The organism is Clostridium senegalense (assembly GCF_018916625.1).
Taxonomy (GTDB): Bacteria; Bacillota; Clostridia; order Clostridiales; family Clostridiaceae; genus Clostridium_J; species Clostridium_J senegalense.
The window spans coordinates 111935-135346 of record NZ_JAHLNC010000008.1 but is presented as its reverse complement, the minus strand read 5'-3'; the positions used below and the strand labels follow the sequence as shown (position 1 = coordinate 135346).

Annotated in this window: 21 protein-coding genes; 16 read left to right on the top strand and 5 right to left on the bottom strand. The window is 26.2% G+C overall.

The window, feature by feature from the left end; all coding sequences use genetic code 11:
* Positions 1-207: 207 nt before the first annotated feature.
* Positions 208-498, bottom strand: a complete 291-nt coding sequence (locus KQI36_RS13695; protein ID WP_216451344.1) for a hypothetical protein — start codon at positions 496-498, stop codon at positions 208-210.
* Positions 499-535: 37 nt separating this feature from the next.
* A complete protein-coding gene (locus tag KQI36_RS13690; RefSeq protein WP_216451343.1) occupies positions 536-868 on the bottom strand; it encodes a hypothetical protein in 333 nt (110 codons plus the stop codon).
* Positions 869-1211: 343 nt separating this feature from the next.
* On the opposite strand from KQI36_RS13690, the gene KQI36_RS17765 reads away from it, so the two are divergent.
* The 11 genes from KQI36_RS17765 (at position 1212) to ptsP (ending at position 12732) form a co-directional block, all read left to right on the top strand.
* Complete coding sequence (locus KQI36_RS17765) at positions 1212-2450, top strand: sigma 54-interacting transcriptional regulator (protein ID WP_244991594.1); 1239 nt, start codon at positions 1212-1214, stop codon at positions 2448-2450.
* Positions 2447-3847 carry a PRD domain-containing protein gene (locus KQI36_RS17755; RefSeq protein WP_342357392.1) on the top strand — a complete coding sequence of 467 codons (1401 nt, stop codon included), beginning with the start codon at positions 2447-2449 and terminating at the stop codon, positions 3845-3847. The genes KQI36_RS17765 and KQI36_RS17755 overlap by 4 nt, the downstream gene beginning before the upstream one ends.
* A gap of 276 nt (positions 3848-4123) precedes the next feature.
* Positions 4124-4375 carry an HPr family phosphocarrier protein gene (locus KQI36_RS13680; RefSeq protein WP_216451342.1) on the top strand — a complete coding sequence of 84 codons (252 nt, stop codon included), beginning with the start codon at positions 4124-4126 and terminating at the stop codon, positions 4373-4375.
* A gap of 121 nt (positions 4376-4496) precedes the next feature.
* Complete coding sequence (locus tag KQI36_RS13675) at positions 4497-5405, top strand: N-acetylglucosamine kinase (protein ID WP_216451341.1); 909 nt, start codon at positions 4497-4499, stop codon at positions 5403-5405.
* 17 nt (positions 5406-5422) lie between these two features.
* On the top strand, positions 5423-5734 hold the full coding sequence (locus tag KQI36_RS13670) for a PTS sugar transporter subunit IIB (RefSeq protein WP_010296423.1): 312 nt from the start codon (positions 5423-5425) through the stop codon (positions 5732-5734).
* A gap of 20 nt (positions 5735-5754) precedes the next feature.
* Entirely contained in the window at positions 5755-7086 is a 1332-nt protein-coding gene (locus KQI36_RS13665; protein ID WP_010296422.1) for a PTS sugar transporter subunit IIC, read from the top strand.
* 378 nt (positions 7087-7464) lie between these two features.
* Complete coding sequence (locus KQI36_RS13660) at positions 7465-8775, top strand: 6-phospho-beta-glucosidase (RefSeq protein WP_216451340.1); 1311 nt, start codon at positions 7465-7467, stop codon at positions 8773-8775.
* 24 nt (positions 8776-8799) lie between these two features.
* On the top strand, positions 8800-9105 hold the full coding sequence (locus tag KQI36_RS13655; protein ID WP_216451339.1) for a PTS lactose/cellobiose transporter subunit IIA: 306 nt from the start codon (positions 8800-8802) through the stop codon (positions 9103-9105).
* A gap of 16 nt (positions 9106-9121) precedes the next feature.
* Complete coding sequence (locus tag KQI36_RS13650; RefSeq protein WP_216451338.1) at positions 9122-10198, top strand: DUF871 domain-containing protein; 1077 nt, start codon at positions 9122-9124, stop codon at positions 10196-10198.
* Between the two features lie 78 nt (positions 10199-10276).
* Positions 10277-11002 carry a glucosamine-6-phosphate deaminase gene (nagB, locus tag KQI36_RS13645; protein WP_216451337.1) on the top strand — a complete coding sequence of 242 codons (726 nt, stop codon included), beginning with the start codon at positions 10277-10279 and terminating at the stop codon, positions 11000-11002.
* A gap of 29 nt (positions 11003-11031) precedes the next feature.
* Positions 11032-12732, top strand: a complete 1701-nt coding sequence (gene ptsP / locus KQI36_RS13640) for a phosphoenolpyruvate--protein phosphotransferase (RefSeq protein WP_216451336.1) — start codon at positions 11032-11034, stop codon at positions 12730-12732.
* Between the two features lie 77 nt (positions 12733-12809).
* On the opposite strand, the gene KQI36_RS13635 is transcribed toward ptsP, so the two are convergent.
* Entirely contained in the window at positions 12810-14699 is a 1890-nt protein-coding gene (locus tag KQI36_RS13635; protein WP_010296405.1) for a type I glutamate--ammonia ligase, read from the bottom strand.
* Between the two features lie 718 nt (positions 14700-15417).
* Here KQI36_RS13635 and KQI36_RS13630 point away from each other — a divergent pair.
* The 3 genes from KQI36_RS13630 (at position 15418) to KQI36_RS13620 (ending at position 19974) form a co-directional block, all read left to right on the top strand.
* Positions 15418-16869, top strand: coding sequence for an alanine/glycine:cation symporter family protein (locus KQI36_RS13630; RefSeq protein WP_216451335.1), 1452 nt, complete (start codon positions 15418-15420; stop codon positions 16867-16869).
* A gap of 172 nt (positions 16870-17041) precedes the next feature.
* The gene (locus KQI36_RS13625) at positions 17042-18319 is read left to right on the top strand and encodes a 2-hydroxyacyl-CoA dehydratase subunit D (protein WP_216451334.1); all 1278 of its coding nucleotides are present in this window, start codon (positions 17042-17044) and stop codon (positions 18317-18319) included.
* Positions 18316-19974, top strand: coding sequence for an acyl-CoA dehydratase activase (locus KQI36_RS13620; RefSeq protein ID WP_216451333.1), 1659 nt, complete (start codon positions 18316-18318; stop codon positions 19972-19974). Before KQI36_RS13625 ends, KQI36_RS13620 begins: the two co-directional genes overlap by 4 nt.
* Before the next feature lie 22 nt (positions 19975-19996).
* On the opposite strand, the gene KQI36_RS13615 is transcribed toward KQI36_RS13620, so the two are convergent.
* On the bottom strand, positions 19997-20164 hold the full coding sequence (locus tag KQI36_RS13615; RefSeq protein ID WP_216451332.1) for a hypothetical protein: 168 nt from the start codon (positions 20162-20164) through the stop codon (positions 19997-19999).
* A gap of 265 nt (positions 20165-20429) precedes the next feature.
* Between KQI36_RS13615 and KQI36_RS13610 the strand changes: the two genes are divergently transcribed.
* The gene (locus KQI36_RS13610; protein WP_216451331.1) at positions 20430-20798 is read left to right on the top strand and encodes a hypothetical protein; all 369 of its coding nucleotides are present in this window, start codon (positions 20430-20432) and stop codon (positions 20796-20798) included.
* A gap of 107 nt (positions 20799-20905) precedes the next feature.
* Here the strand turns inward: KQI36_RS13610 and KQI36_RS13605 are convergent, their stop codons facing one another.
* Positions 20906-21454, bottom strand: coding sequence for a pyruvate kinase alpha/beta domain-containing protein (locus KQI36_RS13605; protein WP_216451330.1), 549 nt, complete (start codon positions 21452-21454; stop codon positions 20906-20908).
* A 234-nt stretch (positions 21455-21688) separates the two neighbouring features.
* On the opposite strand from KQI36_RS13605, the gene KQI36_RS13600 reads away from it, so the two are divergent.
* On the top strand, positions 21689-23383 hold the full coding sequence (locus KQI36_RS13600) for a M3 family oligoendopeptidase (protein WP_216451329.1): 1695 nt from the start codon (positions 21689-21691) through the stop codon (positions 23381-23383).
* The last annotated feature ends 29 nt before the right edge of the window (positions 23384-23412 follow it).

Below are 23412 nucleotides of genomic sequence, written 5' to 3'. Positions count from 1 at the left end.
CAAAATTTCACAATTAAAAAAATAACAATATAAATAATCTTAAAAATAAATAGAATAAATAAACAATTTATTGGTATTAAAAGGCTATTTGTTAAAAAAATTGTTAACTTTTAAATCCTATACTTAAAAAACTATGATTATTTAAGTGGTATATGTAAAGATTATGAAATTAAATTAAAAACAAATAGGGTATAATCCCTATTTGTTTTACAATTTAGATATATACTTTTTTAAAGAAATTATAAAAAATAGTATAGACATACCAATTAATGTTAATTCATAAATAAAAAAGTATGGATTTCTGTAAAAATAAAAAAACAATCCAACTAATCCTAAAAATAAGGATAGATAGATTAGATGTTTTCCACAATATCTTTGAATTTCTTCATAAACATGATTTTTATTAGACTTTATATAGTTAGGTTCTTTTTTAGGGCTTTGTATAATAAAAGTTATGCCAAGAAAAAAACAGATAATAGAAAGAACTATGGAAAGCATAAAAACCTCCTAACATAGTATTAAAAATTGAATACTATTATTTTTGATTATTGTTATTTAAATTTTTTATAAGCATTTTTAAATATTTATCCCAAAATAAAATAGCTGATATTATTCCAAGTATGAAAATCACAAATTCTATATATATGACAAATTTATTATCTATAAAATAGAATAAAAAACCTCCCAAAATTATAAGAAGTAATCCTAAATATATTAAAAACTTACCATAGGTTTTTTCTTTTACATATGGAAAGCTATTTTCAGTAAATTTAGAAATATTTAATTTAGAAATCTCTTCTTTTGAAGGATACAGGCAAAATACAATTCCTATAAAAATAAAAAGTAAACCACCCAAAATACAAAGCATACCCTTAACCTCCATAATAAACTATTCTCATAATTAGTTTATTATTAAATACCATATTTGGTTAATAAAACTTTTATAACTAGTATTTCAAAATAAAAAATTAATTATAAAATATATTAGATAATTAATTTTATGGTAAATATTTGAAAAAAACTGCTGAAAAATGTTAAACTAGAATTAGACTATATAGAATAATTAATTAAATAGTATTTTTATATTTGATATTAAAGTAGATAGGGGGAGTTATTTTGGGGTAAAGGAGCTTGTACTAAACGCAGTAGTTAATAATCATAAGAAAAATAATGTAGGAGTATCGGCAATAGATATAAGTAATAGTTTAAAAATGAATAGGGCTAATGTTAGTAGATACTTGAATGAATTAGTAGAAGAAGATAAGCTTGAAAAAATTCATGGAAGACCTGTTTTGTTTAAGTTTAAAGATGAATTAAACAAAACTTATAATTATAATGTGGAAAATAAAAATTCTTCTATTGATGAAATAATAGGAGCAACTGGCAGTTTGAATTTATCGTTGCAACAGGCTAAAGCAGCAATTATATATCCACCTAATGGACTGCATACTTTAATATTAGGAGAAACTGGTGTAGGAAAATCTTATTTTGCAGAACTTATGTATACTTATGGGATTGAAAGTAAGAGATTTAATAATAAGTCACCATTTATAACATTTAATTGTGCTGATTACGCAGATAATCCTCAGTTACTTATAAGTAACGTTTTTGGAGTAAAAAAAGGAGCATATACTGGAGCTAATAATGATAGAGAAGGATTACTTAAAAAAGCTGATGGAGGAATAATTTTCTTAGATGAAGTTCATAGATTACCACCACAAGGTCAAGAATTACTTTTTACATTTATGGATAAAGGTTATTTTAGACCTTTAGGAGAAACAGAAAAAGTTATTAAAGCATCAGTTCAAATTATAGCAGCTACCACAGAAGACCCAAGCTCTAATCTACTTAAAACGTTTGTGCGAAGAATACCTATGACTATTACTTTACCAACATTAAAAAATAGAGGTGTCAATGAGAGATATAGGCTTATAGAGTTATTTATAAAAGAGGAATCAAAACGGATTAGTAAAAATATTTATATAACTCATAAAGCTTTAGCTGCATTTTTAAGTTATCAGTGTTTAAGTAACATAGGCCAATTAAAAAGCGATATACAATTAGCATGTGCAAAAGGTTTTTTAAATTATAAACTAAATAAAAAAAAATATGTATTAATAACTCAAGAAGATATTTCAAGTGAAGTAAAAAAAGAATTATTAGACACTAATAATTATATAAAAAAAGTATATGATGTTTTGAAAATTAAAGGGGATGTAATTAGTTTTTATTATAAAGAAAATGATGAAGAAACTATTGAAAATTATATAAAAATAGAAGATGATATAGATTTTTATGACGGAATAGAAAGAAAGTTTATTGAATTAAAAAATAAAGGGCTTGATGAAGATGAAATAAATGAAATAATAAATATAGGTATAGAAAGTCACTTTAAAAGTTATGTTGGACAAGTTCCTAAAGAGGCAGAGAAAAGCAGCGTAAAAAAATAGTAGGCGAAGAAATATTAAATTTAGTAGATTACATCTTAAATTTTGCAGAAAAAAAGTTAAAAAGAAATTATGGTGAAAATATATATGTTGCCTTTGCATTGCATATTAATGAAACAATAAAAAGAATAAATAAAGGCAAAAAAATCTATAATCCTAAATTAGATTTTATAAGGGCTAATTATAATAATGAATTTTTAGTTGCTATGGAAATTACTAAAGAAATAGAACGTAATTTTAAAATTCAATTACCATTAGATGAAATAGGATATATTACATTATTTTTAGTTAAAAATTATTTATATTTAGAGCAAGCTGCAGATGAAAAGGTAAATATAGTTTTAGTATTACATGGAGAAAGTACTGCTACAAGTATGGCAAATGTTGTAAATGAATTAATAGGAGTGAATCACATAATACCTATAGATATGCCATTAAATATGGAAGGTGAGAGAATATATAGTATTGTAAAGGGAATTGTGGAAAAAGTAGCAAATGACAAAGGGACATTATTGTTAGTTGATATGGGGCCTTTAGTAAATTTTGCAGATATGATATATGAGGAAACAGGCATAATTGTAAAATCTATAGACAATGTTACTACATCAACAGTTATAGAAGCATGCAGAAAAGCTATATTTTGTGAATCTTTAGATAGCATTTATAAATCCATTGTAAATAAAACAATTTATGATAATACCATGGATACTAAAATAAATTTAAATAAAGAAAATATTATAATAACAGCATGTTTTACTGGGGATGGTGCAGCAGAAAGACTAAAAAGAATTATTAAAGATAAGATTCATATAGATAAGAATGTAGATATAATTTCAATGAATATAATAAATAGAATAGAGTTTTTAACTGCTATAGATTATTATAAAGAAAATTACAATATAATTGCTATTGTAGGAACAATACCTATTTATATTAAGGATGTAATGTTTATATCTGCTATTGAAATATTGCAAAAAGAGGGTATTAAAAAGCTAGAGAATCGCTTAAAAGAAGAAAATATTTATAACAATATTAGTGAAACATTAAAAGAACATTTAGGAGTTAAAGATTGTTATCAACTTTTAAATATTGTAAAAAATGTTATTGATAAAATAAAATATAATTTATCAATAGAAATCATGAAAGAAGTAGAGTTAGGTATAGTTCTTCATATATGTTTTTTAGTTGATAAATTGATAAAAGGTTATGATGAAACTAAATTTGAATTAATTGATGAGTTTAAAAAACAATATAGTAGAGAATTAGTACTTATAGAAGAAACTATAAAACCATTAGAAAAAATTTATAAAATAAAAATTGGAACAAATGAATTAGCATATATTTGTAAAATGTTTTTGTGCAATAGCAAAGAAAGGTCAATTTCATTATTAACAACTTAATTAATATATTAAAATTGTAGAATACAGAATAATTAATATGATAAATTTAGTGAAGAAAATTAACTTTAAGTGTAATGTTTTTTGAAAATATTACACAATAAAAACTGTGTAATATAGTGTGCAGGTAAAAATACACACTAATTACACAGTTTTTATTTAGTTATTAGCACCATGAAAGGGGTGTGGATAATATTTCTAATTTAAAAGTTGGCATGCATATTGCTTTATATATAAGTGTAAATAAAAGTTTGTTTTGATAAATGAAAGGAGAAAATAATGAAAAAATTAGATATTGTTGTAAAAGATAAAGTTGGGCTTCATGCTAGACCGGCAACTAATTTAGTAAAAGTGGCTCAAAACTTTAAATCTAATATAGATATAGAAAAAGATGGAGTGAGAGCTAATTGTAAAAGTATAATTGGAATATTAAGTATAGGTGCATCTATGGGAGAAACCATTTCATTTATTATAGAAGGTGAAGATGAATTAGAAGCATATGATTCTTTAAAAGAACTATTTTATAATTAAAAAGTTTTATTTTAAATTGGGTAAACTAGGCTTTGAATATTTTGAAAATTTAAAATATTTTAAAATAATTCAAAGTTTATTTGCTATAAAATATTAAAATTTAAAATAAAGGGAGGGTGGTATGAGTTATTATCTAGGAATCGATGGTGGAGGAACAAAAACTGTTGCAATACTTAGTAAAGATGATGGAACAATTATTGATACAGCGAGGATAGGACCTACTAATTATAAGGGAGTAGGAATTGAAAAAACAAAGGATGAGTTTTGGAGTATGTTTAAATACTTTTTTTCAAGGGATAAAGTGTCACTAAAAGATATTAAATCACTATGTCTAGGTGGTGCAGGAGTAGACTTTGAAGAAGATAAAGAAATTTTAAAAAACATGTTCTATTCCTTAGGATATAAAAATAAAATTTTAATTTATAATGATTCAGTTACAACTTTAGTTGGTGCAAATGGTGAAAAAAAGGGTGCAATTTTAATTAGCGGAACAGGGTCAGTAGCTTATGGAATAGATTTAGATAACAATCCTATTAGAGTAGGCGGATGGGGGCATTTTATAGACGATTTAGGAAGTGGATTTGCAATTGGAAAAGATGCATTATCTAAAATAATGGAGAGTTATGATGGAAGGTGTAAACAAACTATACTTTGGGAAAAGGTCAGTACAAAATTACAGATAAAGTCCCATGATGAACTTATTTCTTTTATATATAATCCTAAAACTAATAAAAATAACATAGCAGAAATTGCAGTTATTGTAATTGATTCTTACCTAGAAGATGATGTGGCAAAAGAAATAATAGATAAAGCTGTAGAAGATTTATTTATTATGGTTAAAACTCTTTCTGAAAAAATGAATTGTAATGACTTTCCTTTAAGTTTTAGTGGTAGTGTGTTAGTAAAATCACCTTTAATAAGAAAATTATTAGAAAAAAGAATAAAAAAAGAGTTGCCTCAAATAGTAATTCATGATTCTTATAATGATGGGGCATATGGAGCTTTAATATTAGCACTTGAAAATAGTTAAAATTTGGGGGGAGAAATATGAAAAAAATCATGCTAGTATGTTGTGCTGGAATGTCTACTAGTCTATTAGTAGAAAAAATGGAAAAGGCTGCGGCGAAAGACAATATTAATGTTAAGATAATTGCTGTAGGGGAAATAGACCTTAAAAATCATATGGATGTAGATGTTGTTTTATTAGGACCACAGGTAAGATATCTTTTAAATAAAATTAGAAAAACTATGGAGCCAAAAGGAATACCAGTAGATGTAATCGATAGTATGATGTATGGCACCATGAATGGTGAAAAAGTATTAAAAAAAGCTATGGAATTAATAAATAATAGTAAATAGGTTGAAATAGGAGGTTCACTATGAACAATTTTTTAAATAAAATGGAAAAATATTTTGTACCTATTGCAGGTAAGTTAGGCTCGCAAAGACACTTAGTAGCAATAAGGGATGGATTTGTATCTATAATGCCGTTAGTAATTGCTGGAGCTTTTGCAGTTCTGATAAATGGATTACCTATACCAGTATATCAAAAATTTATGGCTAGTATATTTGGTGAAACATGGACTGTATTTGGAGGAAATATATGGACTGCATCTTTTGCAATAATGTCTTTATTAGTAGTAATAACAATAAGTTATCATTTAGCTAAATCTTATGATGCAGATGGAGTAATTGCTGCAGTAATGGCATTAGGTTCTTTAATAATGTTAACTAATCCAACAGAAGATGGTTCCGGTATACCATTTAAATGGGCTGGTGGAACTGGTTTATTTGTAGCAATTATAGTAGCTTTAGTAGTTACAGAAATATTTGTTAAATTTTCTAAATCTGAAAAATTAATAATAAAAATGCCGGAGGGTGTACCACCAGCAGTTTCTAAATCATTTGCGGCTTTATTTCCAGTTATGATTACAGTTGCAGTTATATCAATGATAAAAGTATTACTAGGTTTAGTTGGTGTTACTGATATTCAAGCATTAATTTATGATGTGCTTCAAAAACCTCTTGCAGGAGTAGCAAATACTTTAGGGTCAGCAATAGCTATTGTATTATTTAATCATATTGCATGGTTCTTTGGACTTCATGGTTCCAATATATTAGAGCCAGTTATGCAAGCTGTATACCTTCCAGCACTTGATGCAAATATAAAAGCTTTCCAAGCAGGTGCAGCTATACCTAATATAGTTACAAAACCTTTCTTTGATTGTTTTGTATACATGGGTGGATCAGGTGTAACTATTTGCTTAATAGGTGCAATTTTCATAGCTTCTTATAGAAGAAAAAGTAAAAATAAAGCTTACCAAAGTATGGCTAATATATCAGCAGCGCCCGGTATATTTAATATAAATGAACCTATAATTTATGGATTACCTATAGTTTTAAATCCTATATTTTTAGTACCATTTATATTAGCACCGTTAGTTTTAACTATTATTAGTTATTTAGCTATAGCAAGTGGAATAGTACCACCAACAGTGGCCATGGTTCCTTGGATAACACCACCAATTATTAGTGGATGGCTTGTTACTGGTGGGTCTTTAATGGGTGTATTACTTCAAATAATTAATTTAACAATCGGTTTGTTAATATATTATCCGTTTATAATAATGGCAGAAAGAATAGATGCAAAAAAATCTTTAACAAATACTACAAAAATTGAAAATTCTAAAGATAAGAAATTAGAAATTTAAATATTATTAATTTGGAGTATAAGGTTATTATTTCTTTATACTCCAAATTTAAAAAATAAATTTTAGTATTATATGAGATAATATAGTTTTTTGTTTTCATGAAAATTTTCTCTTGATAAGGATAAAAAAATAAGTACAACTATAGTTAATTAAAAGTTAAGGATTATGAGTTGAGAATAATTTGTAAAACTGAAAATCAGTTTACTAAAATAAAAAATACCAGTAGTATTAGGAACATAGTGATTAATAGTAACAATAACCTTTAATTAGTCATTTGAAAAATGAATAACCTTAGAACTCTATATAGTAAGATGTAGAAATATTGAAAAAGGGATTAAATATTTGTTAATACAATAAGAATTAGATGGAAGTGAGAAAATGAAGGGCATAAAAATGTCAATAATAGGGGCAGGTAGTAGTTATACACCAGAACTTATAGAAGGAATTATTAATAATATAGATGAATTACCAATAACAGAAATAGTTTTAATTGACATAGAAACAGGTAGAAAAAAATTAGATATAATATTTAACCTTACAAAAAGAATGTTAAAAAAGAGCAATATAAATATAAAAGTTTGGACAACCTGTAATAGGAAGGAAGGAATAAAAAATTCAGATTTTATAATTAGTCAAATAAGAGTTGGAGGACTAAAGGCTAGAGAAAAAGATGAATTGATATCATTAAAAAATAATTTAATAGGTCAAGAAACAACAGGTGCAGGTGGATTTGCCAATGCACTGAGAACGATACCAGTTATGCTAGATATATGTAAGGATATTGAACAGGTAGCTCCAAATAGTTGGTTGATTAACTTTACAAATCCTGCTGGAATTATAACTGAAGCAATTATGCAATATACAAAGGTAAAAGTTATTGGACTTTGTAATGTTCCATATAATATGAAAATGAACATTAGCAAAATACTTGAAGTTAAAAATGAAAGATTAAGTATAGATTTTGTAGGACTTAATCACTTGATTTTTGGAAAGAAAGTATATTTAGACAATAAGGATATAACAAAAAAAGTAGTTGAAATTTTATGTAGCGGTAAAAGTATAAATATAAGCAATATACCAGATTTAAAATGGGATGAAAGTTTTTTAAGAGCAATGGGGATGGTGCCGTGTCCTTATCATAGATATTTTTATATGAAAGATAGAATGCTAGAAGAAGAATTAAGTAGTCTGAATAAAAATAAAAGTACTAGAGCTGTACAGGTTATGGAGATTGAAAATAATTTATTTAATATATATATGATGGAAAATACAGAGGAAAAACCTAAAGAATTAGAAAATAGAGGAGGTGCATATTATTCTACTGTAGCTATTTCACTTATAAATGCTATATATAATGATAAGAATGAAATTCATACAGTTAATGTTAAAAATAATGGAATTATTAAAGAACTACCAAAAGACTCTGTTATAGAAGTAAATTCAATAATAAATAAAGATGGTGCAATGCCTTTAGATGTTGGAGAATTAGATGAAAAAATAAAGGGCTTAATAATATCTATAAAAAATTATGAAAGGTTTACTATAAAAGCTGCAGTGGAAAAAGACTATAATTATGCACTACTTGCACTTATAAATAATCCGTTGGTAGGTTCTATAGAGAAGTCTAAAGCTGTATTAGAAGACATATTTTTAGAAAATAAAAAATATTTACAAGGATTTAATATATAATTATTCAAAATTAGGAGGACTGTTATGGAAAAAATTATAATAAATTTAATATCCTGTGGTGGAGAAGCAAAAAGTTTTTCCATGGAAGCTATAAGCTATGCTAAGGAAGGCGAATTTGAAAAAGCTAAAGAAGCATTGAAAAGTGCAGAAGGAAGTCTAACAAAAGCTCATGTTCAGCAAACAAAACTTATACAAAGTGAAGCTCAAAATAATAAAATAGAAGTATCATTACTTATGGTACATGCTCAAGATCATTTGATGAATGCAATAACTGTTAAAGATATGGCTGAAGAATTTATTGATTTATATGAAAAAATTTACTTGAAATAATGGAAGGGTGGATTAAATGAAATGTTTGGGAATATCTGTATATCCCGGAAATGCAACAACAGATAGATATATAGAGTACTTAGAATTAGCATCTAGTTATGGATTTTCAAGGGTTTTTACATGTCTTATTTCTACAGATGATAGCCATATACTTCAATTTAAAGAAATAACTACGGCGGCAACAAAACTTGGTATGGAAGTTATTGCAGATGTAAATAAGGATGCATTAAAAAAGATAGGTATAAACTATAAAAATCTGGAACAACTACATGAATTGAATTTAACTGGTATAAGACTAGATGAAGGGTTTGGTGGTGTTGAGGAATCCTTAATGAGTTTTAATAAAGAAAATTTTAAAATAGAAATTAATATTAGTAATGGAACAAAGCAGATAGAAAATATATTAGCTTTTCAACCTAATAAAGAAAATATAATAGGATGTCATAATTTTTATCCTCACAGATATACAGGGCTTTCAAGAAAACATTTTATCAATTGTTCAAAGGTTTTTAAAGAAAATGGAGTAAGAACAGCAGCTTTTGTAACTTCCCAAAATGGAGAATTTGGACCATGGCCCGTAAATGAGGGACTTTGTACGTTAGAAGAACATAGATTTTTACCAATAGAAGTTCAAGCAAAAGATTTATTTAACACTGAATTTATAGATGATGTAATAATAGGAAATTGTTTTGCAACAGATGAAGAACTTAAAAAGTTATCTAACCTAAATAGAAATTTGCTAAGTTTAAAAGTAAATTTATATGAAAATATATCTTATATTCAAAGGAAAATCTTATTAGATGAAGAACATTTTAATAGAGGAGATGTTTCAGAATATATGATAAGATCTACTCAAAGTAGAGTTAAATATAGAAATGAATACTTTGAGCCCCTAAATATTAGAGAAATAAAAAAAGGAGATGTATTAATAGAAAGTTCTCTTTATAAAAGATATAGTGGTGAACTTCAAATTGCACTGAAGGATATGAAAAACAGTGGCAAAACTAGTGTAGTTGGCAGAATATCAGAAGAGGAAATATACCTTTTAGATTATATAAGGCCATGGCAAAAATTTAAGTTTGAAGAAAGCTAATTATATTCTATATAGGCGAATTTTCAGTGGGCATTAATTTAGAAAAGGTAAAACAAAATGACAGAAAGGTTGGAAAATATGAAAATTATTACAACAGAAGATTATAATGAGTTAAGTGAAAAGGCAGCTAAGATAATAGCTAACAAATTGATTTTAAACCCTAAAACAATTCTTGGGTTGGCTACAGGGTCAACTCCTATAGGAACATATAAAGAGCTTATTAGATTATATAGTGAAAAATTTATTAGTTTTGATAAAGTTATAACTTTTAACTTAGATGAGTATTATGGTTTAGATTATGACAATGCTAATAGCTATCATTATTTTATGAACAAAAATCTTTTTAATAGTGTTGATATAAAAAAAGAAAATATCAATATTCCAGATGGATTAGCAGAAAGTTTAGAAAAAGAATGTGAGAGTTATGAAAGTAAAATTAAAAGTTGTGGAGGAGTAGATATTCAGATTTTAGGTATAGGAAGAAATGGACATATTGGATTTAATGAACCTCATTGTAAATTTGGATCTACAACTCATGTTGTATCACTAGATGAAGATACAAGAAAAGCTAATGCTAGATTTTTTAGAAATATAGAAGAAGTGCCTAAAAAAGCTATTACTATGGGAATAAAAACTATAATGAATGCTAAAGAGATATTATTATTAGTTTCAGGTGAAGATAAAAGTAAAGCTATATATGAGACTGTATATGGAAATGTAACAGAGAGTGTTCCTTCATCTGTACTTCAATTACACCCAAATGTTACTATTATAGTGGATAGAAAAGGTGCAAAACTTTTATAAAATGCTCATAATTATTAGGTGGTGATATTATGGAGGGTATAGGAGTATCTAACGGTATTGAAATTAGCAAAGTTTTAATAAAAGATGTAAAAGAATCAATACCTAAATATAGTATAGAAGATATAAGTGCTGAATTATTAAGATTTAAGTCTGCTGTGGAAGATAGTATAAAAGATATAGAAAATCTAATATTAAATAAAAAATTAGCTAAAGAAGAAATAGAAATTTTTGATGCACATATATGCATGCTTAAGGATGAAGAATTTTTAAAATTTGTTGAAGAAAAAATAAAGACAGATAAAATAAATAGCGAATGGGCATTAGAAAAAGGAAAACAGTTTTTTGTTGAGCTTTTTAATTCATTTGATAATGAATACTTTAAAGAACGAAGCATTGATCTTATAGATATAATTAATAGAGCTACAAATAAGTTGTTAAAAAAAGAAGAATTAAACTATGAAAAAGTTGAAGGGAAATTTGTTCTTGTAGCTCATGATTTAACACCATCTGAAACAGTAAAAATTGATAAAAATAAAATAATAGGATTTATAACAGAGACTGGAGGGAAAACTTCTCACGTTGCTATAGTAGCAAGAATGTTAGGTATACCTGCTATTGTAGGTGCAAAAAATATTTTAAGTATGGTAGATAGTAAGTCTATTATAGCTATGGATGGAAGTAATGGTCAATTTATAATAAATCCAACTCAATATGATATAGAAACTTTTAATAAAAAGAAAAAAACAATGCAGGTTGAGGAAAGTTTAGATAAGGAGTTTTTAGAAAAAATACCTCTATCTAAAGATATGAAAAGATTTCAAGTGGCCTGTAATCTTCAAGTCCCTACTCAGTTAGATGAAATAATAAAGAATAATGGGGAAGGAATAGGACTTTTACGAAGTGAGTTTATATATATGGATAGAAAAAATGCTCCTACAGAAGATATTCAATTTGAAATATATAAAGATATAGCGGTACAAATGAAAGAAAAGCCTGTTATTATAAGAACATTAGATGTAGGAGGAGATAAAGAAATTTCATATCTTAATATACCTAAAGAGGAGAATCCTTTTTTAGGGCTTAGAGCTACGAGGTATTGTTTAAAAGAAAAAAAAATATTTAAAATTCAATTAAGAGCAATTTTAAGGGCTAGTAATTTTGGTAAAGTAAAGATAATGTTTCCTATGATTTCATCTTTAAAAGAAATAAGGGAGGCTAAAAATTTACTTAAGGAATGCAAAAAAGAGTTAGATTACGAAAAAATAAAATATGATGAAAATATAGAAATAGGAATTATGATAGAAGTACCATCAGCAGCAATAATTTCTGATGTTTTGGCAAAAGAGGTTGATTTCTTTAGTATAGGTACTAATGATTTAATTCAATATACTGTTGCGGTAGATAGGTTAAATAACAATGTTTCAGACTTGTATAGTAACTACAATTTAGCAGTTTTAAGACTAATAAAAATTGTTATAGAAAATGGACATAAGAATGGAATATATGTTGGTATGTGTGGTGAAGCAGCTAGAGATATTAATTTAATACCAATATTTATGGCAATGGGATTAGATGAATTTAGTGTAAATCCATCATATGTATGTAGAGTTAAAAGATATATGTCTCAATATGATATATATCAATGTGAAAAGCTTTGTAAAAGGGTATTATCACTAGAAACAGATGAGGAAATAGAAAAAACTTTAGAAGAATTTAGAAATGAAAATTAAAATAGGAAATAACTATAGTGAAGCAAAAATAGCATGCTATTTTTGCTTCACTATTATTTTATTAAAAATAAATTTTTTTATAGTTCAATTAAATTTTGTTTGTATTTATTATATAAATTTTTTAAAAGTGAAATTTTTTCATCTAATTCTATTTGTAAATTAGAAACCTCATTTAAATCATACTCATTGATTGCAGTTTTAATTTTAGTAAATAATGAGAAATTTTCATCATTATCTTTCATAATGTAATTTCTTAAACTTTGAATGTTTTCCCAATTAGCAACATCAATTTTAGAATTTTCATCGTGATTTAGTTTTTGACAATTACGTACTACCTTTACATATTGAGGAATTAGTCGTCCAGTAAGCTCATTTAAGTATCTTTCTGTAACACCCATTCTATAACTATTAATAATTTTATCATTTAGTATAGTACCACAATTAATTTTTGAAACTTTACTTTTATTATCAAAAGATTTTAAGTTTTCCAATACTGTTTTTGGTGCTTTACCAAAGTATTTTTCAAGTTCTTCTTTTGAGTAATCTGTAAAGATATTATTTTCACTTCTATATTTACGGTTATTTTCTAAGTAAGATGCCTCTTCACCATATTCTTTTGAAATTTCCATTAATAAATCTTCAGTAGTTTTGTTATTTTTAATAACATATGTTAATCCATCTAACATAGATAAAATTGATGCACTTGTAGCTAAATAACTATTAGTGTGAGGGCATGGAGATCTTAATTCAAATCTTGTGCTATAAGGATTGTCTTCTTCTCGAATAAGAGCTAAAAGAACCGTTCTATTTCTAGATGGCATATCTTTGTTTAAACCTAATGAAGTACATGTACAAACAGGGGCTTCAAATCCAGGTTGTAATCTTTTTATAGAATCAATAGAGTTAGATACAAATGGATTTATTATATCATAATTCTTTAAAATTCCCATTAAAGCTCCATAACCAAGAACACTCATAAAATCCTTATTACTATGGAATAAGTTTATTTTTTCTCCATTTTTTAAATGTAATAGTACACCAATGTGAAGATGCTTACCACTACCAGCAATATTGTCAATTGGTTTTGCCATAAATGTAACATCTAATCCATTTTTTCTGAAAGTTTCTTTTACTAAGTTTCTAACTAAAAGATCATTATCACAACAACTTATAGCATCACTATAGGTCCAATCAATCTCTAATTGTTCCATTATGTGAGTTAAAGATCCTGTGGTTGTAAGTTGAGCTTTTACACCGCCAACTTCTTTATGGCCCATTTCAGGGTTAAGTCCATATTTCTCAAGAAGTAAAAGAGATTTTTCAAGTGATGTTCTTACAGAACCTTTAGTTCTTTTCCAATATTGTTCTTTTAGAACTTCAGAAGTACAAAGTTCTTCAACATCTGCAAGTTCATTTGGTGTTTTAACCCAAAACTCTAATTCTGTAGCTAATGTAATGTTTACATCTGCTATATCATAAAATTTTATTCCAAAACAATCAAGAACATTAGAAGTTTCAAATAAACTTATTAAAGAGTTTTTAAAATGTTTTAAAGTACTTTTCAAGACGCTTCTTGAGTCAACTGCAACACCTTCGTGGAATAGAAAAGATGGTATTGTTAGTGTTCCCACAGGAAGATTTGTAATTTCATCGATATGTTCATAATTATAGTCTATGTACCAGCTACAATTTAAATCAACTTTTATATCTACTTGTGCATTGTTAAGGGTAGCTATACCCGGTAGATTAACTGAAGAGCCATCAGTTTTTACAGCGATTCCATCTAGAAATTTGTCTAAATCATTCAAAAATAAATTTACAGGTATTTTTTCATCTATATCATTAAAAAGTAAATCAATTCCACATAAAGAAACAAATTTTATTTCTGGGTGAGCCAAAAGAATATTTTTGATGTTTTGTTTGCTATGCATTTCCTTTGGTATTGTATAAATTAAATTATTTTTCATAAAAAAACCTCCATATTAAAATTAATAAAATTGTTAATTGCTAATAAAAAATAAATTAAATTATTTACTCAAAATTTAATTTTAAAAAAGAGAACATGAAAAATGTTCTGATAATTAAATATTATTTTAATATATATAATATTTAAAATTTAAACTGTGTAATTAATATTTAATTTAAGTGCTTGGACTATATTCTTAAAAATAAAATTTGAAATAAATAGAAATTTAGCCTTTACAATATTTTTAATAATTATAAAACACGAAATATAAAAAGTAAATACAAAAAGGGAAAAATATTTATTTTAATTAAAAAAATATATAAAATGAATGAAAAAAAAGCAAAATTTCTCCTTTGTCTATTTATTTTAATTTAAAACTTTTTCATCTTGTATAAATGAGTGAAAAATGAAATATTTTAAATTAAAACAATCATATAAAATTCCATTGAAATCAAAGAAAAAATCGAAGAAAAACAATTAAATCTATAAAAATATTCGCCATTTAAAATTATTAATATATTTTAATAAAGTTTTATAAAATGTAAAAAATGTTTTAAATAAAATCACAATTTTCCGAATATAGATTTATTAAGCTGTAAAATTAATATAACGTAATAATAATAATTTAGTTACTAGGATTATTATTATAAAATTTGAAGATGCTAATTAATTTAATGACTAATAATTTTATGGTTGAGTAGTGCAAAGGTGGGGATTAAATGGAGGAATTTATTCAAAAGGCTGTAAGCTTATTGTGGGGAACTCCTTTAATAGTAACAATTCTAGGTACAGGACTATTTTTTACTGTAGCTTCAGGTTTTTTTCAATTTAAGTTTTTTAAACATATAATGAAAGAAACTTTTGGAAAATTAATCAAGAAAGACAAAACAAGTAAAGGTGAGAAAGGAATTCTATCACCATTTGAAGCAATAAGTATAGCTATAGGAGGAAGTGTAGGAGTAGGTAATATTGGTGGTGTAGCTACAGCAATAGCTGTAGGTGGACCAGGCGCTGTGTTTTGGCTATGGGTAGCTGCACTTTTAGGTGCCATAATAAAAATGGTAGAGGTTACATTAGCTGTTCATTACAGAACGATTGATGAAGAAGGAAACCCTTATGGAGGTCCATCCTTTTATATGGAAAAAGGGTTAGGAGAAGAAAAGAAATTTAAGTTATGGATTATTCCAGCAATATTATTTGGTGGAGGGATATTATCAACATTTTTCATAACTCTTCAAAATTATACAGTATCTGAAGCTATATCAAGTACCTTTAATGTTAGTATGATACTGGTGGCATTTGTTTATGCAATTTTAGTTTATATAATGATTAATGGTGGCATACCTGGTCTTGGAAAAATAGCTAGCAAAACAATTCCTTTTATGTGTTTATTTTATATAGTTTCAGGATTGTTTATAATTTTAAAAAATATAACGTTTTTACCAGAAACAATATCATTGATTTTTAAAGGTGCATTTACCGGTACTGCAGCTGTAGGTGGATTTACAGGTGCTACATTTATGCAGGTGTTAAAAATAGGTATGTCAAGATCAGTTTACAGCAATGAAGCTGGATGGGGAACATCTCCTATGATACATTCAACAGCAAAGACAGATCATCCTATAAGACAAGGGTTTTGGGGTGCTTTTGAAGTTTTTATTGATACTGGTGTAGTATGTACAATAACAGCTTTGATAATAATAATAACTGGAAATTGGTGTTCTGGTGCAACAAGTGCTACATTAACACTTTCAGCTTTTGAATCTGGAATGGGATACTTAGGTAGGGTAATCTTAAGTATAGGAGTTTTTTTATTTGGAATAACAACTACAACTGGATGGTACACATATTATGAAATCCTTTTAAGACATGCAAGTAAGGATAATATAAAAGCAAAAAAGGTTATATTAAAGTTTTATAAATACTGTTATCCAATACCAGGATTTTTAATGGTTGTAATGGCGGTAATGAAAGGTTTACCGGGACAAATAGTATGGCTATTTGGTGATTTTACATCGGCTGTACCTACATTTATAAATGTTATAGTAATATTAATTTTAAGTAAAAGGTTTTTTGAATTATTAAAGGATTATAAGGCTAGATATTTAGGTATAGGAAAAGTAAATCCAGAGTTTAAGCCATTTTATGAAGATAGAAAAAAAGAAAAATAAAATTAAAAGAGTAAAAGGCAATTTTAAAATTGCCTTTTTTATAAAAACTACATTAAAAGTAGTATAAAAATTAGAATTCGTTAAGTGTGAAAATTTTATATATTAAGAAGGGTAAAGGTTAAATTTAAAGAATATAGTATATATATTATTATTTTATTTATGAGGGGATATTATGAATTTATTTGAAACTTACAGCAATTTGGTTTGCAATAATATAGAAAATAACCCGCAAAAAAGCTTTGATATTCTTAAATTAGGATATTGGATAGAAGGAAATATTTTAAGCAAATTTAAAGAGAAAAATTTTTTGCCATCTCAAAAATATCTAACGAAAATTTCGATGGATTTTATCTTACAAGCTATGAATGATAGCGATAATTCTGCCATAGTTAATATCTTTACTCCATGTGAATTTCTTCATGCTATGAATATAACACCTATGTTTATAGAAGGGGTTTCATCATATATTTCAGGTGCAGATTGTGAAAAGGGATTTATTGAATTTATAGAAAATACAGGATTGAGCGAAAGTTATTGTTCATATCACAAGACTTTTTTAGGGGCTAGTGAGTCAAAGGTTTTAAAAGCACCAAAATGTGCTATAACTACAACTATTGCTTGTGATGCTAATATAAACACTTTTAGGAGAATATCTAAAAGTTATGATATTCCTAAATATATTATAGATGTACCTTATAATTATTCAAATGAAAGTATAGAATATGTAATACTTCAATTGAAAGAGTTAGTTACTTTTTTGGAAGATAATTTTAAATGTAAATTAAGTGAGGAAAAACTTAAAGAAGTTATTGCAAGAGAAAATAAATGTTTAGAATATTATGATGAGTTTTTAAAAGAACTTAAAGTTAAGTATTATCCCAATACATTAACATTAGAAATGTATAGAATATTTGTAACATATGTTTTTTTAGGACATTCAAAATCACTAAAATATTATAAAATGCTTTTAGACGATATAAAATTTAGATGTGATAAATGTAATGGGAATAGAATTCTTTGGACGCATTTAATTCCTATTTACTCAAAACCATTAAAAGATATATTTAATTTTAATTTAAATAACCAACTTGTAATATGTGATTTTAATTTTAATAATATTACAAAATTGGATATTAATAAACCTTACGAGTCAATAGCAAAAAAATTAATTTTAAATAAGTTTAATGGTGCCTATGAAAGACGGGCTGATAATATATTGGATTTTTGTAACAAATTAAATATAGATGGAGTTGTGAATTTTTGTCATATGGGATGTAAGCAATCTTTAGGTGGAGCTAATTTATTAAAGTCTAAACTTGAAGAAAATAATATTAAAACTCTAATTTTAGATGGAGATGGCATAGACAAACGTAATTCTCAAGAAGAACAGATAAGAACTAGAGTAGAGGCTTTTTTAGATATAGTAAAGGCGGTGAAAAAAACAAAATGATAGGATATGTTTGTAAATATACACCTAAAGAAATATTTGAAGGTTTTGATATAAAGTGTGTGGAATTGAATTCTTCTGTAAATGATTTTGAAACAGCACATACAGTAGGACATAATAATTTATGTAGTTATTCTAAAGCGATAATAGAAAATATAAAATTATTGAATATAAAAGAAGTAGTTTTTATGAATTGCTGTGATTCATTAAGAAGAACAAAAGATATATTAGATAAGGATAAGAAAGTAGAGTTTTGTTATATTATAGATTTACCTAAAAAAATAAATAAATATTCTATAAATTTATTTAAAAATGAAATTTTAAAATTTATAAAAGCATATGAGAATTTTTCTAAAAGGGATTTTAATATAGAAAAATTTAAAAATCAGTTTAAAAAAAATGAAAAGAAAAATGAGAATGATTCTTATATAGCTATATTAGGAAATAGATTGAGCAAAGAAGATGAAGATTATATAAAAAAAATTTCTTATTTAAATATAAAAAATTGGACATGCTCACAAATAGAAAATTTTTATTTAAAAATTGAAAATATAAGTAATTTAGATGAAATAATTTATTTATATAGTAAAGAAATTTTGAATAAAAATCCCTGTATGAGAATGGAGAATGTAGAAAAAAGAAAAAAGATTTTGAAATCACCTAATATTAAAGGAGTTATATATAATACAGTTAAATTTTGTGACTATTATAATTTTGAATATGTTGATATTAAAGAAAAAGCTAATTTCCCTATAGTTAAAATAGAAACAGATTATACTAAAAGTTGTCATGGACAAATATCAACAAGGATTGAGGGATTGATGGAAGGTATAAATATTAAAAAAGAAAAAATTAGTAAGAAAAAAGTGAAAAATAATATTTATGTATGTGGAATAGATAGTGGATCAACATCTACAAATGCAGTTATATTAAATGAAAAGAAAGAAATTTTAGGACAAACTATCTTAAAAACAGGAGCAAAGTCTTTAAGTAGTATCAATATGGCACTAGAAGATGTTTTGAAAAATGCAAATTTAAAAAAAGAGCAATTAAATTTTATTGTAGCTACTGGATATGGGCGAATTTCTGTTCCGTTTGCAGACGAAAAAGTAACTGAGATAACTTGTCATGGAAAGGGTGCAAATTTTTTAAATAAAAATGTAAGGACTGTAATTGATATAGGTGGACAAGATAGCAAGGCTATAAGAATAAATGGTAATGGAGATGTTGAAGAATTTGTAATGAATGATAAATGTGCTGCAGGAACAGGACGATTTTTGGAACTAATGGCAAGGACCTTAGATTTGGATTTAAGTTATATGAGTAAAGTAGGAGTTAAATGGAATAAAGAACTTACAATTTCTAGTATGTGTAGTGTGTTTGCTGAATCAGAGGTTATAGCGCTAATAGCTCAAAATGAAAATATAGAGGATATAGTGCATAGTATAAATAAATCAGTGGCTTGTAAAATATTATCACTTGTAAAAAGGATTGGATTAAATGATTTATTTATGATAACTGGAGGAGTTTCTAAAAATTATGGTGTAGTTCTAGCTATAGAAGAAAAATTGAACAGTAAATTAATAGTATCAAAAGAAGCACAAGTATGTGGAGCTATAGGTGCTGCTTTAATTGGATTAGAAAGAGTATTAAGTTAAAATGCAATAAAAGAGGGTGGATTTACCCTCTTTTATTCTTTATGGTCTCCAAATCTTTTTTAGCAATTTCTATTTTTTTAGATATTTTATTTTTATCTTCTTCGGTTTTAGCACACATTTTTTCGTATAATAAATCTGTAATTTCACTTGCTTTTCTACTTATTAATAATATATTTTTTGGTATTGACATTTACAGTTCACCCCTTTTTTTTCTTGAAGTATAGACATAGGAATAAGGCAATTTATAAATAAATTTCAAGGTTTTTATTCAATTTCGTTGATTTTATGAATGAAAAAAATTATTTTCTTTCACTTTCTATACTTTAATTTATGTATTTACTATAGAATTGTTACTTTAGAAATAATAGTTAAAAGAAAGTTTGCTTTAAATAAATATATATATATTGTAAAATTATAATATAAGATATTAAGAAAGATGGATAGGGGGGAGTTCTTTGAAGAATTTTTTTCTTTCTTTATGCATTATTTTAAGTGTTTTTTTAGTAGGATGTTTTTCAGATGAAGGGATGGAAACTTTAAATAAGGGGAAAAAATATTTAAAAGAGGATAACTATGTTGAGGCATTGGAATCTTTTGCTATAGCATCAAATAGATTAAAAAAACAAGATGATAAAGATGTAGCAAAAGGATTATGGCATGTAACTAATGGATATATTAGAGCAAAAAAATTTTGTGTTAGTGGAGAATATGATAAAGCTGAAAAAATCATATTGGAAACAGAAAAATCTGAATTTTACAAATATGCAAAAGATGATTTGGAAATTTTAAAAGAAGAAATAGTGAAAAATAATAAAAAAGATTAAAAGTTACAAATATCTTTTAATCTAGAGTAGACATATGGAAAAATAATGATCAAGCAATTTGATCATTATTTTCTTTCATGTATATTGCAATTTTATATTTTATTATTTTATATAGAATTAGGCTTGCAAATTATTTCTTCTATTTTAGTATCTAATATATTATTAGCATGATTTGGTTTGAGAATGATTGCAGTATCTGCACCATAATGAGTACCACCTATAGAAATAATTGGCTCCATATAAGGAATTAAACCACTATCTGCAGCCATGATAGCAACTTCTACAGCAACTTTTGTTCCTTGGCCAAACATTCTTAAAGTGGCTGCTATTAGCTCAACTGGAGATACGCCACCAAATTTTTTAGAAATTCCTCTTTCAGCTCCACTTAAAACATGGGTAGTAGAAAGAACTTTTACACCTTTTTTTATTAAGTTTTTTCTAACATCATCAGACATATCATTTTCTCCACCATTTTTAAAACCATAAGCATGGGTTACACAAATTATGTTTATGTCTTTTACATCTGAAAGAAGAGAAGCAGTCTCACCACTACTTGATGCTAAAACTATATGTTTTATATTCCTGTTTCTAGCAGTTTCAAGAGCTAATTCCAGTGTTTTTATTGTGTTTTCTTTTCCTGCTTTTTCAAAATACATTAATACCCCTCCTTAAAACACTATAAATAATAAGTTAATATTATTTTAACATGAATCTTAAAAATATGTTATGTGGTATATGTTTTAGAATAAAATATATTTAATAGGTTTAAAATTAATTAAATATTTTTAATATTTAAAATATAATTTGAATTATATAAAATTTAGAGTATTATATAATAAAAGAAGTTTATTTAGTAGGTTATATCAAAAGTAAAGTTTGGAGGCAAGTTTATGAAATTTGAACAATACAAATATGAACGACCTAATTATGAGATATACAAAAATGAAATTTTAAACTTAATAAAAAAATTTAAAGTTGAAAAAAGTAGTGCTAATCAGTTAAGTATAGTAAGAAAAATAAATAAAATGAGAAATAGTTTGGAAAGTATGAGTACTATCGCATCTATAAGACATGATGTTAATACTGATGACAAGTTTTATAATGAAGAGAGGGATTATTGGGATACCTATGGTCCATTATATGAAGAAATAAACACAAACTTTTATGAAGCTATAATTAACTCCAAGTTTATAGTAGAGTTAGAAGAGGAATTTGGAACTCAATTCTTAAATTTAGCAGAGCTTTCATTAAAAGCTTTTTCAAATGAAATTATAGAAGATTTACAGCTTGAAAATAAATTAAGCTCAAAATATGCTAAACTTATTGCATCTTGTAAAATAAATTTTGAGGGTGAAGAAAGAAACTTGTCATCTATGGGGCCATTCTTAATTTCAAAAGATAGAAATGTTAGAGAAAGAGCTGGAAAAGCAAAATATAATTTTTTTGTAGAACATGAGGAAGAATTTGATGCAATATATGATAAGTTAGTTAAAGTTAGAGATAAGATTGCAAAGAAATTGGGATTTGAAAATTTTGTAGAACTTGCATATGTTAGAATGATGAGAAGTGATTATAATCCAGAGATGGTTAAAGTTTTTAGAAAACAAGTATTGGATTATATAGTTCCTGTTGCAAATAAGCTTTATGAAAGACAAAGAAAGAGATTGAACATTAATAAACTTGAGTATTTTGATGAAAAATTTGAGTTTTTAAGTGGAAATGCTACACCAAAAGGAGACCCTCAATGGATAATCCATAATGGCATAAAAATGTACTCAGAACTTTCAGTTGAAACAAAAGAATTCTTTAATTTTATGGTAGACGGCAACCTTTTAGATCTTGTTACCAAAAAACATAAAAAAAGTGGTGGTTACTGTACTTATATACCAGATTATAAAGCACCATTTATTTTTTCAAATTTTAATGGTACTTCTGGTGATGTTGATGTTTTAACACATGAAGCAGGTCATGCTTTCCAAGTATATCAATCAAGATGGATTGATATGCCAGAATGTACTTTTCCGACTTATGAAAGTTGTGAAATACATTCTATGAGCATGGAGTTTTTTACTTGGCCTTGGATGGATTTGTTTTTTAAAGAGGATACAAAAAAATATAAATTTATTCATTTAGGTGGAGCTATTAAATTTATACCATATGGAATAACAGTAGATGAATTTCAACATTATGTATATGAAAATCCAAATGCCACACCAAAGGAAAGAAAAGAAGCTTGGAGAAATATAGAGAAAAAATACTTGCCACACAAAAACTATGAAAAATGTGATTTTTTAGAGAGAGGTGGTTGGTGGATGCAACAAGGTCATATATTCCAAACACCATTTTATTATATAGATTATACTTTAGCACAGATATGTGCTCTTCAATTTTGGAAAAAAATGATAGAAGATAGAGAAAGTGCATGGAAAGATTATGTGAAACTATGCAGTATAGGTGGAACTAAATCATTTTTAAATCTTGTAAAGTATGCTAATTTGAAATCCCCATTTGAAGAAGGATGCGTAAGTTCCATAATAAAGGAAATAGAACGTTGGTTAGAAAAAGTAGATGATATTAATTTATAGAAAGTGAAAATAACTTTTTAACTTATAAA

Excerpts from the sequence above, each read along its gene's own strand:
- KQI36_RS13695 (WP_216451344.1), bottom strand. The coding sequence starts at position 498 with ATGCTTTCCATAGTTCTTTCTATTATCTGTTTTTTTCTTGGCATAACT.
- KQI36_RS13690 (WP_216451343.1), bottom strand. The coding sequence starts at position 868 with ATGCTTTGTATTTTGGGTGGTTTACTTTTTATTTTTATAGGAATTGTA.
- KQI36_RS17765 (WP_244991594.1), top strand. The coding sequence starts at position 1,212 with ATGAATAGGGCTAATGTTAGTAGATACTTGAATGAATTAGTAGAAGAA.
- KQI36_RS13680 (WP_216451342.1), top strand. The coding sequence starts at position 4,124 with ATGAAAAAATTAGATATTGTTGTAAAAGATAAAGTTGGGCTTCATGCT.
- KQI36_RS13675 (WP_216451341.1), top strand. The coding sequence starts at position 4,497 with ATGAGTTATTATCTAGGAATCGATGGTGGAGGAACAAAAACTGTTGCA.
- KQI36_RS13670 (WP_010296423.1), top strand. The coding sequence starts at position 5,423 with ATGAAAAAAATCATGCTAGTATGTTGTGCTGGAATGTCTACTAGTCTA.
- KQI36_RS13665 (WP_010296422.1), top strand. The coding sequence starts at position 5,755 with ATGAACAATTTTTTAAATAAAATGGAAAAATATTTTGTACCTATTGCA.
- KQI36_RS13660 (WP_216451340.1), top strand. The coding sequence starts at position 7,465 with ATGAAGGGCATAAAAATGTCAATAATAGGGGCAGGTAGTAGTTATACA.
- KQI36_RS13655 (WP_216451339.1), top strand. The coding sequence starts at position 8,800 with ATGGAAAAAATTATAATAAATTTAATATCCTGTGGTGGAGAAGCAAAA.
- KQI36_RS13650 (WP_216451338.1), top strand. The coding sequence starts at position 9,122 with ATGAAATGTTTGGGAATATCTGTATATCCCGGAAATGCAACAACAGAT.
- nagB (WP_216451337.1), top strand. The coding sequence starts at position 10,277 with ATGAAAATTATTACAACAGAAGATTATAATGAGTTAAGTGAAAAGGCA.
- ptsP (WP_216451336.1), top strand. The coding sequence starts at position 11,032 with ATGGAGGGTATAGGAGTATCTAACGGTATTGAAATTAGCAAAGTTTTA.
- KQI36_RS13635 (WP_010296405.1), bottom strand. The coding sequence starts at position 14,699 with ATGAAAAATAATTTAATTTATACAATACCAAAGGAAATGCATAGCAAA.
- KQI36_RS13630 (WP_216451335.1), top strand. The coding sequence starts at position 15,418 with ATGGAGGAATTTATTCAAAAGGCTGTAAGCTTATTGTGGGGAACTCCT.
- KQI36_RS13625 (WP_216451334.1), top strand. The coding sequence starts at position 17,042 with ATGAATTTATTTGAAACTTACAGCAATTTGGTTTGCAATAATATAGAA.
- KQI36_RS13620 (WP_216451333.1), top strand. The coding sequence starts at position 18,316 with ATGATAGGATATGTTTGTAAATATACACCTAAAGAAATATTTGAAGGT.
- KQI36_RS13615 (WP_216451332.1), bottom strand. The coding sequence starts at position 20,164 with ATGTCAATACCAAAAAATATATTATTAATAAGTAGAAAAGCAAGTGAA.
- KQI36_RS13605 (WP_216451330.1), bottom strand. The coding sequence starts at position 21,454 with ATGTATTTTGAAAAAGCAGGAAAAGAAAACACAATAAAAACACTGGAA.
- KQI36_RS13600 (WP_216451329.1), top strand. The coding sequence starts at position 21,689 with ATGAAATTTGAACAATACAAATATGAACGACCTAATTATGAGATATAC.